At 68.4% G+C, this 16069-nt stretch carries 14 protein-coding genes; 11 read left to right on the top strand and 3 right to left on the bottom strand.

Features of this window, described 5'->3' with window-relative positions; translation table 11 throughout:
* The first annotated feature begins 35 nt into the window (after positions 1-35).
* The 4 genes from AAFN86_RS12605 to AAFN86_RS12620 all read left to right on the top strand — a co-directional run bounded on the left by AAFN86_RS12605 (position 36) and on the right by AAFN86_RS12620 (position 4520).
* Positions 36-761 carry a GntR family transcriptional regulator gene (locus AAFN86_RS12605; protein ID WP_347543677.1) on the top strand — a complete coding sequence of 242 codons (726 nt, stop codon included), beginning with the start codon at positions 36-38 and terminating at the stop codon, positions 759-761.
* Positions 762-763: 2 nt separating this feature from the next.
* Positions 764-1522, top strand: a complete 759-nt coding sequence (locus AAFN86_RS12610) for an SDR family NAD(P)-dependent oxidoreductase (RefSeq protein ID WP_347543678.1) — start codon at positions 764-766, stop codon at positions 1520-1522.
* 80 nt (positions 1523-1602) lie between these two features.
* A complete protein-coding gene (locus AAFN86_RS12615; RefSeq protein WP_347543679.1) occupies positions 1603-2622 on the top strand; it encodes a tripartite tricarboxylate transporter substrate-binding protein in 1020 nt (339 codons plus the stop codon).
* A 203-nt stretch (positions 2623-2825) separates the two neighbouring features.
* Positions 2826-4520, top strand: a complete 1695-nt coding sequence (locus AAFN86_RS12620) for a DUF6311 domain-containing protein (RefSeq protein ID WP_347543680.1) — start codon at positions 2826-2828, stop codon at positions 4518-4520.
* Here AAFN86_RS12620 and serB read toward each other — a convergent pair.
* The gene (gene serB / locus AAFN86_RS12625; RefSeq protein ID WP_347543681.1) at positions 4490-5383 is read right to left on the bottom strand and encodes a phosphoserine phosphatase SerB; all 894 of its coding nucleotides are present in this window, start codon (positions 5381-5383) and stop codon (positions 4490-4492) included. The genes AAFN86_RS12620 and serB overlap by 31 nt on opposite strands.
* 23 nt (positions 5384-5406) lie before the next feature.
* Between serB and miaA the strand changes: the two genes are divergently transcribed.
* From miaA to ilvC, 4 genes are all read left to right on the top strand, one after another.
* Complete coding sequence (gene miaA / locus AAFN86_RS12630; RefSeq protein ID WP_347543682.1) at positions 5407-6372, top strand: tRNA (adenosine(37)-N6)-dimethylallyltransferase MiaA; 966 nt, start codon at positions 5407-5409, stop codon at positions 6370-6372.
* A gap of 88 nt (positions 6373-6460) precedes the next feature.
* Complete coding sequence (locus AAFN86_RS12635) at positions 6461-8260, top strand: acetolactate synthase 3 large subunit (protein WP_347543683.1); 1800 nt, start codon at positions 6461-6463, stop codon at positions 8258-8260.
* Between the two features lie 12 nt (positions 8261-8272).
* Positions 8273-8791, top strand: a complete 519-nt coding sequence (gene ilvN / locus AAFN86_RS12640) for an acetolactate synthase small subunit (RefSeq protein WP_347543684.1) — start codon at positions 8273-8275, stop codon at positions 8789-8791.
* Positions 8792-8832: 41 nt separating this feature from the next.
* Complete coding sequence (gene ilvC, locus AAFN86_RS12645) at positions 8833-9849, top strand: ketol-acid reductoisomerase (RefSeq protein WP_347543685.1); 1017 nt, start codon at positions 8833-8835, stop codon at positions 9847-9849.
* A 56-nt stretch (positions 9850-9905) separates the two neighbouring features.
* On the opposite strand, the gene AAFN86_RS12650 is transcribed toward ilvC, so the two are convergent.
* Positions 9906-10529, bottom strand: coding sequence for a TetR/AcrR family transcriptional regulator (locus AAFN86_RS12650; protein ID WP_347543686.1), 624 nt, complete (start codon positions 10527-10529; stop codon positions 9906-9908).
* A gap of 200 nt (positions 10530-10729) precedes the next feature.
* Here AAFN86_RS12650 and AAFN86_RS12655 point away from each other — a divergent pair, with 200 nt between their 5' ends.
* Positions 10730-12064, top strand: coding sequence for a tetratricopeptide repeat protein (locus AAFN86_RS12655; RefSeq protein WP_347543687.1), 1335 nt, complete (start codon positions 10730-10732; stop codon positions 12062-12064).
* An 82-nt stretch (positions 12065-12146) separates the two neighbouring features.
* Positions 12147-13088, top strand: a complete 942-nt coding sequence (gene puuE, locus AAFN86_RS12660; protein ID WP_347543688.1) for an allantoinase PuuE — start codon at positions 12147-12149, stop codon at positions 13086-13088.
* Positions 13089-13153: 65 nt separating this feature from the next.
* On the opposite strand, the gene AAFN86_RS12665 is transcribed toward puuE, so the two are convergent.
* Positions 13154-14122 carry a tripartite tricarboxylate transporter substrate binding protein gene (locus tag AAFN86_RS12665; RefSeq protein WP_347543689.1) on the bottom strand — a complete coding sequence of 323 codons (969 nt, stop codon included), beginning with the start codon at positions 14120-14122 and terminating at the stop codon, positions 13154-13156.
* 304 nt (positions 14123-14426) lie between these two features.
* On the opposite strand from AAFN86_RS12665, the gene AAFN86_RS12670 reads away from it, so the two are divergent.
* Positions 14427-16007: a 2-isopropylmalate synthase gene (locus tag AAFN86_RS12670; protein ID WP_347543690.1), complete on the top strand. Its 1581-nt coding sequence runs from the start codon at positions 14427-14429 to the stop codon at positions 16005-16007.
* Positions 16008-16069: the final 62 nt, after the last annotated feature.

Genomic DNA, 16069 nt, shown 5'->3' on the forward strand with positions numbered 1-16069 from the left:
TTGACTATTGGCAGACATGTCCGCAGGCTCAGCCCGTGTCGAGCTACGCCGCCCTGTCGGATCCCCCCGCAATCTCCGTGCGCCAGATCGCCGAGGAACAGATCCGCGCGGCCATCGTCGCCGGTGACCTGTTGCCGGGGCAGCGCCTGCCGGAACGCATGCTGGGGGAGCTGACCGGCGTCGGCCGCACCACGGTGCGCGAGGCGGTGCGCCAGCTCGAATCCGAAGGCCTGGTCACCGTGGTGCCGCATCGCGGCCCGACCGTCGCGGTGCTGACGGAACAGGAAACCCGCGACCTCTATGAACTGCGTGCGATGCTCGAAGGCCAGGCCGGGCGGCTGTGCGCGCAACGCGGCACGCCGGTTCAGGCCGAGGCGCTGCTGCGCTCGGTCGATACGCTGGAACAGGCCTGGCTGCGGCGGCAGATCTCCGGCGTGATGGATGCGAATGCGGCGTTCTATGCGGCGTTGCTGGGCGGTGCGGGCAATGACGCGCTGCGCCAGGCGCTGGGGACCATCCACAATCGCCTGGCGCTGTTCCGGTTCAGTTCCACGCGCTGGCCCGGCCGCACGGCGCAGAGCGTCGTCGAACTCCGCGCCATTGCCGAAGCGGTTGCCGCGCGCGATGCCGCGGCCGGCGAGCGCGCCTGCATCCACCACATCGAGGCCGCGGCCGAACTGGCCCTGATCGTGCTCGCCGAACGGGCACGCGGGGCGGCGCAGGACCGGCGGCAGCGCATCGCCATCCATCAGGGAGACTGAGCGTGGACCTCGACTTCAACGGTCGTGTCGTGGCGATTACCGGGGCAGCCACAGGCTTCGGCCAGGCCACGGCGCGCGCCTTCGCCCGCCGCGGGGCGCAGGTCTTCGCGCTTGACCGCGATGCGGCGGGCCTGGCCGAGACGGCCGCCGGCCTGCCCGGCATGGCCACAGCGGTGGTGGACCTGACGGATCACGATGCCGTCGCCGGCTGGATCGCCGGCATCGAGGCCAAGGCCGGGCCGGTCGGCGTGCTGGTCAACAATGCCGGCGGCGTGCTCGGCCGCCGCTTCGCGCCGATCGAGGAGGCGCGATACGAGGATTGGCGCGCTGTCCTTGACGTGAACCTCGACGCCGCCTTCCTCACCGTCCGCGCCGCGGCGGCGGGGATGAAGCGGGCGGGGACCGGGCGCATCGTCAACATCAGCTCGGGCGCCGGGCTGCGGGCTTCGCGCACCGGCATCCAGGCCTATACGAGTGCGAAGCACGCCATGGTCGGGTTCACGCGGCAGATGGCCCAGGAACTCGGACCCTTCGGCATCACCGTGAATGCGGTCGCACCTGGGTTGTTCGCCGTGTCCCCCGGGACGCGCAGCCAATGGGACAGCTACGGCGCCGATGGGCAGCAACGCGTCATCGATGGCCTGGCGCTGCGGCGGATGGGCAGCGCCGAGGATATCGCCAAGGCGGTGCTGTTCTTCGCCTCCGACCTTGCCGACTACGTCACCGGGCAGGTGCTGCCCGTCAATGGCGGGTCGTTCTGAGGGTTGCCGGCATCGCCGGACGAACACCAACGCCATATCACGACATGTCACTGCCTCCCGATCCTGAAGGGACCACTGCGATGAAGTCGAATTCCCTCAACTCCGGCATGTCGGCGCCGATGCGCCGGCGCACCGTCCTGGCTGGCGCGGCCGCGTTGGTGGCTGCGCCGCGGATTGCCCGGGCGCAGACCGGCGCTTGGCCGAACCGGCCGATCCGCATCATCGTGCCCTTCGCGACCGGCGGCGGCACCGATGTGACGATGCGCATGCTGGCGCCGAAGCTGGCCGAGGTGCTTGGCCAGAACGTGGTCGTCGAGAACCGGCCCGGTGCGGGCAGCACGCTCGGCACCGACTTCGTCGCGAAGTCCGCGCCGGATGGCTACACCTTCGTGCTGGCGACGCTGTCATCGACCGGCATCGCGGCGACGCTGTATCCGAACCTGCCTTATGACCCGGTGCGCGACCTGACGGCGATCGCGCCGACCGTCTTCATCCCGACGAGCCTCGCGATCACGACGCGCGGATGGGACGTGCGCACGCTCGATGCCTTCGTCGCGGCGCTAAAGGCGCGGCCGGGGGCCTATTCCTATGGCAGTTCGGGCATCGGCACGACCGGACACATCGCCAGCGCGAATTTCCTCAGCCATATCGGCGCGCGGGCCGAACACGTGCCCTATCGCGGGGCGGGGCAAAGCTTCACCGCGATCATCTCGGGGGAGACGCAGTTCACCCACGACATCCCCTCCCTGCTGAAGCCGCACCATGATGCAGGCAACGCGAAGGTGTTGTTCGTGAACCAGCCGGAGCGCTCGGTCCTGCTGCCTGACGTGCCGACCGCGACGGAGGTCGGCCTGCCCGACTACAAGGCCTATTCCTGGTACGGGATTTTCGGCCCGGCCAATCTGCCGGCGCCGGTCGTCGCACGCATGGCGGCGGCGATCGAGCAGGCGCTGGCCGACCCCGCGACCGGCAACCGCTTCAACGAAATGGGAACGCCGCCGATGCGCGGCTGGACGCCGCAGCGTTTCTCCACCTACGTCGCCGATGAGGTGGTGGCCTGGGCGCCTCTGGTTCGCGCCTCGGGCGCTCGCGTCGAATAGGACCAGCGGGTCCGAGGCCCCGGCGCGTACCGCGGGGTTGAGGTTGCGGCCGGCCCGCCCTTCGGCCTGAGCCGCTCAAGCCGGCGGTCTGCGTCTGGCGTTTGCGTGCATGGCGGCGTGATGCCGATGGTCGGAGGGCGCGGCCGGCGGCATCGCGTTCGCCGCGCCGTTGTTTCGACACGCGGGGCGGCGAGTTTGCCCTGATGGAGCTTGCGTCCAAACATGATCCGGCGCTGCGCGCCGGCCCGCCCGATTGGATCGGCGCGCTGGCCGCGGCCGCGTTAGGCCTGTTCGTCATCCATGCCGCCTTCGGGGGTCACATCCTGCCGCCGGGCGATACAGGCTGGATGTTGTCCGGGCGGATCGGCCCCGACCCTGTCCAGTACTGGCTCGGCTGGACGGCCTTTGCCCGCGATTCCTGGCATTGGCCGCCGGGCGCCAATCCGGGCTGGGGCATGGAACTGGCATCCTCGGTGTTCTATTCGGATTCGATTCCGCTGCTGGCCTTCGCCTTCAAGGCCTTGCGACCGCTTGTCGAAGTCCCGCAGTACTGGGGCATCTGGATCTATGCCTGCGGGGCGCTGCAATCCCTGATCGCCTGGATGCTGATCGGGCGAGCGACGCGGGAACCGCTGGCCCGGCTGGCCGGGGCCGGGCTGTTCGTGCTGCAGCCGCTGCTGCTGGGTCGGCTTGGTGGGCACTTCGCCCTTGGCGGCCAGTTCCTGCTGCTGGTCGGGCTGTGGCTTTGCGTCGTGCCGGGGGCAGGGGCGCGGCGTGGCTTGGCCTGGATGGCGCTGATGGCCACGGCCTCATTGGTGCAGGCCTATATCCTGCCGATGGTGGGTGCTTTCTGGGCGGCGGATTGGCTGGCGCGGGTGGCGGATCCGGCCCGCCGCGCCGGCTGGCGCATCGCGGCCGAGGCGCTCGCCGTGCCGGCGGCCGGCATTGCCGGGCTCTGGGCGGGCGGATTCTTCGAACTTGGCGGCGGCTTCGGGGGGACCTGGGGCGGGTATGGGCGGATGCAACTCGACCTGCTGGCGCCCTTCGATGGCGGGTATTGGAGCGGCTTGGTGCCGGACATCGCCACCGCCGATCACCTGGAAGCGGGCAATTCCTATCCCGGCCTCGGCGCGCTGGTGGTGATTGCGGCGGGGGCGATCGCTTGGCTGCTCGGTCCGCGCGGGTCAATGCGGCCCTACCGGATGCTGCTGGTGGTGCTGGCGGGGCTGCTGCTGCTGGCGGTGACGCATCGTGTGACCATCGGCGGCCGCGAATTCGAGGTGATCCCGCTGCCGGCATGGATCGTCTCCCATGCTGATGCGCTGCGCGCCTCGGAACGATTCTTTTGGCCGGTGCTGTATGCTGCGCTGTTCGGTGCCTGCGTGGCGCTGGTGCGCGGGCTGGGCGGCCGGCGCGCCGGCTTCGTGCTGTTCACCGCGCTGATGTTGCAGGCGGCCGACCTGCGACCCGGCTTCGCACGGCTGCACCATTATTTCACGCCACAGCCTGCCACCGTGCCGCTGCGCCTGGCCGACCCGTTCTGGTCCGAGGCGGCGCGCCGCTACGACTTCGTGCGCGTGGTGCCCACCGGGATGCAGGCGACCAATTGGGAGGAAGTGGCGGTCTATGCCGCGACGGCCGGGCTGCAGACCGATGCGGTCTATCTCGCCCGGCTCGATCCGCGTGCGGTGGATGCTGTGAACGCAACGGTCGCGCGGCGCCTGGAATTCGGCCTGCACGAACCGCGAACCTTCTACGTCCTGGGCGATGCGGCCGCACTTGCCCTTGCGCGTGCCGGCATTGATCCGGCCCGTGACCGGCTGGAACGCTTCGACGGGCGTTGGGTGCTGGCCCCCGGCTGGTGGCTTCAGCCGACGGCGAATTCCGCACCGCGATAGCCCTGGGCGAACAGCAGCGCGCGCAGGTCGCCATGTTCCACGCGCGCCCGTGCCGCGGCGGCCACCACCGGCTTCGCGTGATAGGCCACGCCGAGCCCTGCCGCCTGGATCATGTCGAGGTCATTGGCGCCATCGCCCACCGCAAGCGTGGCATCGAGCCCGATGCCTTCCTCGGCGGCGATCCGCTTCAGCGTGGCGAGTTTCGCGTTGCGCCCGAGGATCGGGTCGGCGACATGACCGGTCAGCCGGCCATCGGCTTCAAGGAGCGTGTTCGAGTGGTGCTCATGGAACCCGACCAGCGCGGCGACGCGGCCGGTGAAGAATGTGAAGCCGCCCGATACCAGCGCGCAGCGGGCGCCGGCGGCGCGCATCGTCGCGACCAGTTGCATCGCGCCGGGCATCAGTTCCGTTTCTTCCCAGGTGCGCTGCATGGCTTCGACCGGCAGGCCGGCCAGCATGCCGACGCGCTCGCGCAAGGCGCCCTCGAAATCCAGTTCGCCATTCATCGCGCGCTTCGTGATGGCGGCGATGCGGTCCTTGATTCCAGCCTGGCCTGCGAGTTCGTCCAGCGTTTCCGTGGTGACGATGGTGCTGTCCATGTCGGCGATCAGCAGGCGCTTGCGCCGGCCGGCTGCGGCCTGTGCGATGATGTCGACGGGCTGGCCGGACAGCGCGGCGCGTGCCGCGGCGTCGGCTTGGTCGGGCGACAGGTTGGCAAAGGGCAGGTCGGCGGCTTCGCCAGGTGCCAGCCAATCCGGCGTGCCGGTCGCGGCACCGATGGCGGCGAGCGCATCGCGCGCGGCATGCAGCGCAGCCGTGGCAAGGCTGCCGGGCGGGGCGATAAGGGTCAGAACATGGTCCATGCGCGCCGGGGTATGCCCCTGCCATGACCGCGGATCAACCGGTCGCCTTGCTGGTGGCTGGACCGACGGCCAGCGGCAAGTCGGCTCTCGCCCTGGCATTGGCCGAACGCTTCGGTGGCACCGTCATCAATGCCGACAGCATGCAGGTGTACCGGGAGTTGCGGGTGATCACGGCCCGCCCCAGCGTGGCGGAGGAAGCGCAGGTGCCGCACCGCCTGTATGGCGTGCGCGCGGCCGCCGAGGCGGCGAGCGTCGCCTGGTGGCGCGGGGAGGCGCTGACCGCCATGGCGCAGGCGCGCGATGCCGGGCGGTTGCCGATCCTGTGTGGCGGGACAGGGATGTATTTCGCGTCGCTGACCCAGGGTCTGTCGGAGATTCCGCCGGTGCCGGAACCGGCGCGGGAGGAAGCGCGGCGGCTGCTGGCCGAGGAGGGCGCGCCGGCGCTGCATGCGAGGCTGGCGGAGGTGGACCCCGCGACGGCGGCACGGCTGCGGCCGTCCGACAGCCAGCGGATCGCGCGGGCCTGGGAGGTTTGGCGGGGGACGGGCCGGGGGCTTGCCGCTTGGCAGGGGGGCGCGGCGACCGGGCCTGCGCCCTGGCGCTTCGCCGCCATCCTGATCGACCCGCCACGCGATGCGCTGCGCGCGGCCATCGCCACGCGTTGGGCTGCGATGCTGGACGGCGGGGCGGTCGAGGAGGTGCGTGCGCTGGTTGCGCAGGGCCTCGATCCCACATTGCCGGCTATGCGGGCGCATGGGGTGCCGGAACTGGCCGCGATGCTGGCAGGGCGGATGACGCCAGCGGATGCTTCGACCCGCGCCATCCTCAATACCGGGCAGTACACCAAGCGGCAGGCGACCTGGTTTCGCCACCATGCGCTCGCCGATGTGTCGCGGACGCATACGATCCATGCGCGCATAGCGGGTATGGCGCAATTTTCGGAAAGTTTTGTGGCTGATGTCTTCGCTTTTGTTGATCGGATGCGTTGACGCAGCGCAGCGTGGGGTCTAAGAGCGGCGCCTCGCCCACGGGAGCCTCCCGCGGGTGGCACCGTTTGACGAGGAAAGACCAGCCCCGATGTCCGCCGCCACCAAGCCCGCCAGCACCGAAACCGCCCTGACGATGTCGGGCGCGGAGGTCGTCCTGCGCGCGCTGAAGGATAACGGCGTCGAGGTTATCTTCGGCTACCCCGGCGGCGCGGTATTGCCGATCTACGACGCGATCTTCCAGCAGAACGCCATCCGCCACATCCTGGTGCGCCACGAGCAGGCGGCGGTGCATGCGGCCGAGGGCTATGCCCGGTCCACCGGCAAGGTGGGCTGCGTGCTGGTGACGTCAGGCCCCGGTGCCACCAATGCGGTGACGGGGCTGGTGGATGCGCTGCTGGACAGCATTCCGGTCGTCTGCCTGACCGGGCAGGTGCCGACGCACCTGATCGGCAACGATGCTTTCCAGGAAGCCGACACCACCGGCATCACGCGGCCGGCGACCAAGCACAACTACCTGGTCAAGAAGTCGGAAGACCTGGCCCGCGTGGTGCATGAGGCGTTCTACGTCGCCAAGTCCGGCCGCCCAGGCCCGGTGGTGATCGACCTGCCGAAGGACATCCTGATCAACAAGGCGCCCTATACCGAGGCGCCGAAGACCGAGCACCGGTCCTACCGCCCGCAGACCGAGCCCGATGGCGAGCAGATCCGCAAGGCGATCGCGCTGCTGAAGGGTGCGAAGAAGCCGATCGTCTATGCCGGCGGTGGCGTGATCAATGCCGGGCCCGAGGCGTCGCGCCTGCTGACCGACTTCGTGCACATGACGGGGTTTCCCTGCACGAACACGCTGATGGGGCTCGGCGCCTTCTCCTCCGACGACAAGCAGTTCGTCGGCATGCTGGGCATGCACGGGACCTACGAGGCGAACCTCGCCATGCATGATTGCGACGTCATGCTGAACATCGGGGCGCGCTTCGATGACCGGGTGACGGGGCGGCTGAATGCCTTCTCGCCGAGGTCGAAGAAGATCCATGCGGATATCGACCCGTCCTCGATCAACAAGAACGTGCCGGTCGATGTGCCGATCGTGGGCGATGCCGGGCGTGTCCTCGCCGCGCTGATCGAGGCGTGGAAGGCCGATGGCCAGGCGCAGGACAAGCACGCGCTGACCGCTTGGTGGCGGCAGATCGACGAATGGCGCGGCATCGACTGCCTGCGCTATCGCCAGGAAGGCAAGATCATCAAGCCGCAGCATGCGGTGAAGCGGCTGTATGAGATCACCCGCGAACTCGGGCGGGAGACCTTCATCTCCACCGAAGTCGGGCAGCACCAGATGTGGGCCGCGCAGTATTTCGGCTTCCAGAAGCCGAACCGCTGGATGACGTCGGGTGGCCTGGGCACGATGGGCTACGGCCTGCCGGCGGCGATGGGCGTGCAGATCGCGCATCCCGACGCGCTGTGCATCGACATCGCCGGCGAGGCCTCAATCCTGATGAACATCCAGGAGATGGGCACGCTGGCGCAGTACCGGCTGCCGGTGAAGGTGTTCATCCTGAACAACGAGTATATGGGCATGGTGCGCCAGTGGCAGGAACTGCTGCATGGCGGGCGCTATTCCGAATCCTATTCCGCGGCGCTGCCGGACTTCGTGAAGCTGGCGGAATCCTTCCATGCCAAGGGCATTCGCGTGACCGACCCGGCCGACCTCGATGCCGGTATTCGCGAGATGATCGCCTACCCTGGACCCGTCATCGCCGATATCGCGGTGGCCAAGGATGAGAACTGCTTCCCGATGATCCCCTCCGGTGCCGCGCATAACGAGATGATCCTCGGGCCGGAGCAGGAGGGCGGCGTTGCCGGCGTCACCGACGAAGGCAAGGTTCTGGTCTGAGGGGCGCGTATCATGTCGGAAATCGGGAACGCGCAGCGCGCGGCGACCATCGCCGTGCTGGTGGAAAACGAGCCGGGCATCCTCGCCCGCGTGGTCGGGCTGTTCAGTGGCCGCGGCTACAACATCGACAGCCTGACCGTCGCACCGGTGGATGAGACGGGACGGATTTCCCGCATCACCATCGTCACCAGCGGCACCGAGATGGTGATCGAGCAGATCAAGGCGCAGCTCGACCGACTGGTGCCGGTGCACAAGGTGTCGGACCTGACGCTGGAAGGCCCGCATCTCATTCGCGAGTTGGCGCTGATCAAGGTGGTGGGCAAGGGTGAGCACCGGATGGAGGCTCTGCGCCTCGCCGATGCCTTCCGCGCCCGCGTGGTGGATGCGACCATCGAGAGCTTCGTCTTCGAGATGACCGGCAATGCCGAGAAGATCGACGCCTTCTGCGCGCTGATGCGGCCCGTCGGGCTGGTGGAAGTGTCGCGGACGGGCGCGGTGGCGATCGCGCGGGGACCGCGCGGAATCAACTGAGTTCTGTTTGACGTTGTGTAGAGAGAAGGGAGTGCGCAGCCATGCGCGTCTACTACGACCGCGATGCGGATGTGAACCTGATCAAGGCCCGGAAGGTCGCGGTCATCGGCTTCGGCAGCCAGGGCCACGCCCATGCGATGAACATGCGCGATTCCGGCGTGAAGGATGTCGTCATCGGCCTTCGCCCCGGCGGGTCCTGGAAGAAGGCCGAAGCCGCCGGCTTCAAGGTGATGTCCCCGGCCGATGCCGCGAAGTGGGCCGATGTCATCATGGTGCTGACGCCCGACGAACTGCAGGGCGACCTGTATCGCGACCACCTGCACGCCAACATGAAGCCGGGCGCCGCACTCGCCTTCGCGCATGGCCTGAACGTGCACTTCAACCTGCTCGATCCGCGCGAAGACATCGACGTGTTCATGATCGCGCCGAAGGGCCCCGGCCACACGGTGCGCGGTGAATATCAGAAGGGCGGCGGCGTGCCCTGCCTGGTGGCCGTCCATCAGAACCCGTCGGGCAATGCGCTCGAGATCGCGCTGTCCTACGCTTCCGCCATCGGCGGTGGCCGTTCAGGCGTGATCGAGACCTCCTTCAAGGAGGAATGCGAGACCGACCTGTTCGGCGAGCAGGTCGTCCTGTGCGGCGGCCTCGTGGAACTGATCCGCGCCGGCTACGAGACGCTGGTCGAGGCCGGCTACGCCCCCGAGATGGCGTATTTCGAGTGCCTGCACGAGGTGAAGCTGATCGTCGACCTCATCTATGAAGGCGGCATCGCCAACATGAACTACTCGGTGTCCAACACCGCCGAGTATGGCGAGTACGTCACCGGCCCGCGTATCATCACCTCCGAGACCAAGGCCGAGATGAAGCGCGTGCTCGAGGACATTCAGTCCGGCAAGTTCGCTCGCGACTGGATGCTCGAGAACAAGGTGAACCAGGCGTCCTTCAAGGCGACCCGCCGCCGCAACGCCGCGCATCCGATCGAGGATGTGGGTGCGAAGCTGCGCGCCATGATGCCGTGGATCAGCAAGAACGCCCTGGTGGACAAGGCGAAGAACTGATCCTGGCGGAACGCCGGAATCATGGGCGTCGAGGGGAAACCCTCGGCGCCCTTTCCTTATGCGCCCAGGAACACTGCGCGCACGAAGGCGCGATACAGCACCACCTGCCGTGCCAGCAGTTGCGGGTCGCGCATGATGCGGGAGATGGTGATGCCGCCATCCATCATCACCGACAGCATGTCCGCGAGATCCTCGAGATCCACCGGCACCCGCGGCGGATACTGCGCGACGATGGCATCGAGCCGCGCGCGGAACCGCACCCGCCAGGCCAACGCCGCGTCGCGGGCCAGCTCATGCACCTCGCGATCGAACAGCTGCTCCTGGTAGCAGACCGAGGCGACCATGCATCCCGGATGCACCTCGGTCATTGCCGCCATCATGTCGGCGAACAGTTTCAGCGCGACGAGGAAGCCGTGCAGCGGATCGTCGTTCAGCGCGTCGGCACGGTTGAAGATGTCATCGAGAATGACGCGGTCGCGCTCGATGTAGCGCAGCAGCAGCGCCTTCGCGAGTTCGCCCTTGTCGGGGAAGTGATAGAAGAAGCCGCTCTTCGAGATGCTGGCGCCCGCGATCAGCTCCTCGATTGACGTCGCACCGAAGCCCTTCTGCAGGACGGCGGCCTCGGCCAATTCCAGGATCTTGTCGCGGGCGCTTTCCCGCTTCAGGGTGGTTGCGCTCATGGCATGACTGTACCGCAGGTGCAGTCGGCTTGTGTGCCGAATCACGCCGGGCGGTTTCGGCCCCGGCCAAACTGTCCGTAACGCGTTGAGACAGGGGCGTTTTCGGAAACCGATCGAACCGCACCACGGGACGGGTAGAGCGCACTGCCCCTTCGGCGCGACACCCTTGCCGTCAACAACGACGAACAAGGATGACCACCATGGCCACCGACCTGCGGGGAAACCCGCTCACCTGCTCTGCCGATGCCGCGCGCCGGCTCGATGTCGCGATGACCAAGTTCCACATCTACCAGGCCGACCCCGTCGCCGAGATCGACGCGCTGCTCGCCGAACAGCCTGATTGCGTAATGGGGCATGCGTTGCGCGCGGGCATCCTCGCGACCGCGACGGACAAGGCCTTCGACAGTGAGTTGCAGCCGACCCTGGCGGCGGCCGAACGCCTGGCGCCGGGCGCCAATGCGCGGGAACAGGCCTATATCGCTGCCGCCCGTCGCTGGGCCGATGGCGACCTCACGGCGGCGACCGAGACCTGGGCCGGCATCGCCATCACACATCCGTCGGATCTGCTGGCGGTGCAGTTCGCGCAACTGGGCGATTTCTTCCTCGGCCAGTCGCAGATGCTGCGCGACCGCGTAGCCCGCGTTCTGCCGCGCTGGGACCGGGACATGCCGGGCTATGGCTACCTGCTCGGCATGCATGCCTTCGGCCTGGAGGAATGCGGCGACTACGCCCGCGCCGAGGCCGCCGGGCGCGAGGCGCTGGTCGTCGACAGGCGCGACGGCTGGGCCGCGCATGCTGTGGCGCATGTGATGGAAATGCAGGGGCGGGCCGCGGAAGGTATCGATTTCATGCGCACCACGGCGCCGGGCTGGTCGCCGGACAGCCTCTTTGCCTACCATAATTGGTGGCACCTCGCGCTGTTCTGCATTGACCAGGGCGACATCGCCGGCGCGCTGCGCCTGTTCGATGAGCGCGTGTCGGCCGGCGGCTTCGGCCAGGCGCTGGAGGCGATCGACGGCTCGGCGCTGCTCTGGCGGCTTTGGGTGCTCGGGCACGATGTGGGCGACCGCTGGTCGCTGCTCCAGCAGCCCTGGGCTGCGCGCATCTCGCACGGCATCTACGCCTTCAACGACGTGCACGCGATGATGGCCTTTGTCGCCAGCGGCGACCGCACGGCGCAGCGCGACGTGATCGCGACGCTGGAACGTGCCGCAGCTGGCGGGGCGACCAATGCGATGATGTCGCGCGATGTCGGCCTGCCCTTGGCGCGGGGCCTCGTCGCCTTCGGGCAGGACGACTTCGCCGGGGCGGTGCGCCACATCCTGCCGGTGCGCGGAATCGCCAACCGCTTCGGTGGCAGCCACGCCCAGCGCGATGTGCTGTCCTGGACGTTGTGCGAGGCGGCGATCCGCGCCGGTGACGCGCCAATGGCCCAGGCGATGGCGGCCGAGCGGCTGGCCGCGAAGGAAGGCAGCCCGGTGGCGCAGGGCTGGGCAATGCGGGCCCGGGCACTGGCCCGACCCATGGCTGCCTGACGCTACGCGGGCGGTGCAGCCTTCGCACCGCCCCGCAGCACTGGCATCCTCGCCACCTTCCCGCCAGATGCGAAGGCCAGCCATGCCGGACCAGCCCCATCTCCTCGCCTCCGAGACCGACTATCCCCGCGACTTCCGCGGCTATGGGCCGCGGCCGCCTGACCCGCAGTGGCCGGGCGGCACCAAGCTCGCGCTGTCCTTCGTGCTGAACTATGAGGAGGGCGGCGAGAACACGATCCTCAACGGCGATGCCGGCAGCGAATTGTACCTGCATGAGGTTCCCGGCGGGTCGCCTGTCATTGGCGAGCGCAACCGCACAGTGGAATCGCAGTTCGACTACGGCGCGCGCGCCGGCGTCTGGCGCGTGCTGCGCGCCTTCGCCGCGCACGACCTGCCGCTGACGGTCTATGGCGTCGGCCGGGCGCTGGAACTCAACCCTGATGCGGCGCGCGCTTTCGTGGCCGCGGGGCATGAGGTCGCGTCTCATGCCTGGCGCTGGATCGACTACCACACGGTAGATGAGGCGACGGAGCGCGCCGAGATCGCCCGATGCGTCGCCGTCATTGAGCAACTGACCGGCAGCCCCCCGGTCGGCTGGTACACCGGCCGCATCAGCCCGAATACGCGGCGCCTTGTCGCCGAGCATGGCGGCTTTCTCTACGACAGCGATTCCTACGACGACGACCTGCCGCACTACGTTACTGCAGCCGGCAAGCCGCACCTCGTCATCCCCTACACGCTCGACAACAACGACATGAAGTATGCCGTAACGCCAGGCTTCGGCGATCCGGCCGGATGGGAACGGCACCTGACTGACGCCTTCGAGGTACTGCTGGCCGAAGGGCGCGGCGGCAGTCCGAAGATGATGTCCGTCGGCCTGCATTGCCGGATGGTCGGCCGTCCGGGGCGGGCGGCGGCGCTGCAGCGCTTCCTGGCGCGGGTGGCGCGGGAGAAGGACGTCTGGGTGTGCCGCCGCGCCGACATCGCGCGGCATTGGTGGACGACGCATCCGCCGCGTCGGTAGGCTCGGCGCTCAACCGCCCGCTGACGGTGGCGTTCGAGGTCAGTCGGGCGAAGGGCCGGCCGCCGCTACTCGATCTTCTCGATCCGGTTCTGTTCGACGACCTCGCGCCAGCGTGCGACTTCGGCGCGTACGTGATCGGCGAAGCGTTCGGCGGAGCCCGCCTCCGGCCGCACGCCGAGGTCGCGCAAGCGGCGCTGCACCTCGGGATCGGCATTCGCCTGGTTCAGCACACGGTTCAGCCCGTTGACGATGTTGGCCGGCGTGCCGCGCGGCGCCATGAAGCCGAACCATGGCTCGACGATGATGTCTGGCACCCCCGCCTCGGCGAATGTCGGTACGTCGGGCAGCGCGGGATCGCGCTCTCGCCCCGTCACCGCGATCGCGCGGATCTGGCCGGCGCGGATCGCCTGGATCTTGGTCGGGATGTTCTCGATCATCACCTGCACCTGGTTGGCGAGCAACGCCTGCAGCGCCGGCGCCCCGCCGCGGAAGGGCACGTGCACCAAACCAAGGCCGAGCCGGCCATTGAGGAATTCGGGCGTCAGGTGGTTGGAGGACCCGAAGCCCGAGGAACCATAGTTCACCCGCCCCTGATTGGCGCGTGCCCAGACGATGAATTCCTGCAGGTTGGTCACGGGAATAGAGGGATGAATGGCGAGCGCGTTCATCACGCTGCCGCTCCAGAAAACAGGGACCAGGTCGCGTGCGATATCGTAGGGCATGCGCGTGTAGATGGCGGCGTTGATGGCGCAGTTGCCGATCGTGCATTGGCCGAGCGTGTAGCCATCCGGCGCGCTCCGCGCCACCGCCTCCATGCCGATGTTGCCGTTGGCGCCGGACCGGTTCTCGACCACCCAGGGCTGCGGGGTGATGCGGCTGGCGCGATCGGCGAAGATCCGTGCGACAAGATCGCTCGCGCCGCCCGGCGGGAAGGGGACGATGATGCGTACGGGGCGGTCGGGCACCCAGTCCTGGGCGGTGGCGGGCACGGCGAAGAGGCCCGCGATCAGGGCAAGCACGATCCGGCGCAGCATGGGATTCCCTCCGATTATCATTGCCGCCAGACTGCCCGCGGCGGTGATGGCGGGCAATATCGCCGCTTGCCGTCCGGCCCCCAGGCCCGTAGTCTCGGGCCGCGATGAACCTGCGCGCCATCCCGGCCGGCCTGATCCTGGGGCTTCCTGCCCCGGCCGCCGCGCGCGCCCCGCTCGGCCTCCTTCTTCTTCGACTTACCCGCCCCTGGGCGTGACGCCCGGCTGACCGCGGCCGGACATCGCTCAGGGGAACCTGGGACCGAACGCGCGCATCCACATCATCGCCAAACAGGAAACGCCTGACATGGCCATCAACCATCCCTCCTTCGGCGAACTGGCCGACGGCCGCATCATCATCTTCGACACCACCCTGCGCGACGGCGAGCAGTCGCCGGGCTTCTCCATGAATCTCGAGGAGAAGCTGCGCATGGCGGAGGCGCTGCACGAACTCGGCGCCGATGTGCTGGAAGCCGGCTTCGCCATCGCCAGCCCCGGCGATTTCGATTCCGTGCAGTCAATTGCCAAGCGCTTCTCGAAGGACGGGCCGGTGGTGGCCAGCCTCAGCCGCGCCAATACCGCCGACATCATGGCCTCGGCCGAGGCGACGAAGCTCGCCGCGCGGCCGCGCATCCACATCGTGCTGGCGACCTCGGACCTGCATATGCGCGTGAAGCTGCGCATGTCGCGGGAGGATGTGCTGGAACGCATCACCGAGACGGTGACCCTGGCGCGTAACCACGCCGCCGACGTGGAATGGTCGGCCGAGGACGGATCGCGCTCGGATCTCGACTTCCTGTGCCGCTGCGTGGAAGCCGCGATCAAGGCCGGGGCGACCACCATCAACATCCCCGACACCGTCGGCTATTCGCTGCCGGCAGATATGGGGCTGATCTTCTCGACGCTGATGAACAAGGTGCCGGGGGCGGAGAAGGTCATCTTCTCGACCCACAACCACAACGATTTGGGCCTCGCGGTGGCGAACACGCTGGCGGCGATCCAGGCCGGCGCGCGCCAGGTGGAATGCACCATCAACGGCATCGGCGAACGCGCCGGCAATGCGAGCCTCGAGGAAGTGGCGATGGCGCTGCGCACGCGCCACGACGCGCTGCACGCGACCACCGGGGTTGCCTCCCAGCGTATCCTGCGGACGTCCAAGCTGCTGGCGACGATCACCGGCTTCGACGTGCAACCGAACAAGGCGATCGTCGGCCGCAATGCCTTCGCGCATGAATCGGGCATCCATCAGGATGGCGTGCTGAAGGATGCCTCGACCTACGAGATCATGACGCCGGAGAGTGTCGGCTGGACCACCAACTCCATCGTGCTCGGCAAGCATTCCGGCCGCGCCGCCTTCCGCGACCGGCTGAAGACGCTGGGCTATGAGGTCGGCGACAACCAGCTCAACGACGCCTTCAAGCGGTTCAAGGACGTCGCCGACCGCAAGAAGGTGGTTTACGACGAGGACATCGCCGCCCTGGTTGACGACGAGGTGGGCCGCGCCAATGAACGTATTCGCCTTGTCGGCATGAATGTCTCGACCGGCATGGGCACCAAGCCGATGGCGACCGTGGCCATCGAGGTCGATGGCGAGCGCGCCGACGGCATGGCCACCGGCGATGGCGGGGTGGATGCGACCTTCGCCGCGTTGCGCCAGGCCTTCCCGCATGAGGTGACGCTCAAGCTCTATGCCGTGCAGGCGGTGACCAGCGGCACCGACGCCCAGGCGCGCGTGACCGTGCGGCTGGAGGAAGACGGCAAGCTGGTGGACGGGCAGGGGGCGGATACCGACACCATCGTCGCCTCGGCGCGGGCCTATGTGCACGCGCTGAACAAGCTGCTGGTCAAGCGGCAGCGGACGGAACCGCCGATCGTGCTGCGGGCCTGATCGGTCCCCGGCCGCTCGGTCCGGCGGCGCGGCGCATTGGTCACTGATGACGGGCCGGCCTA

The sequence above is a fragment of the Roseomonas sp. CAU 1739 genome, from assembly GCF_039839775.1.
Lineage (GTDB): Bacteria > Pseudomonadota > Alphaproteobacteria > Acetobacterales > Acetobacteraceae > Neoroseomonas.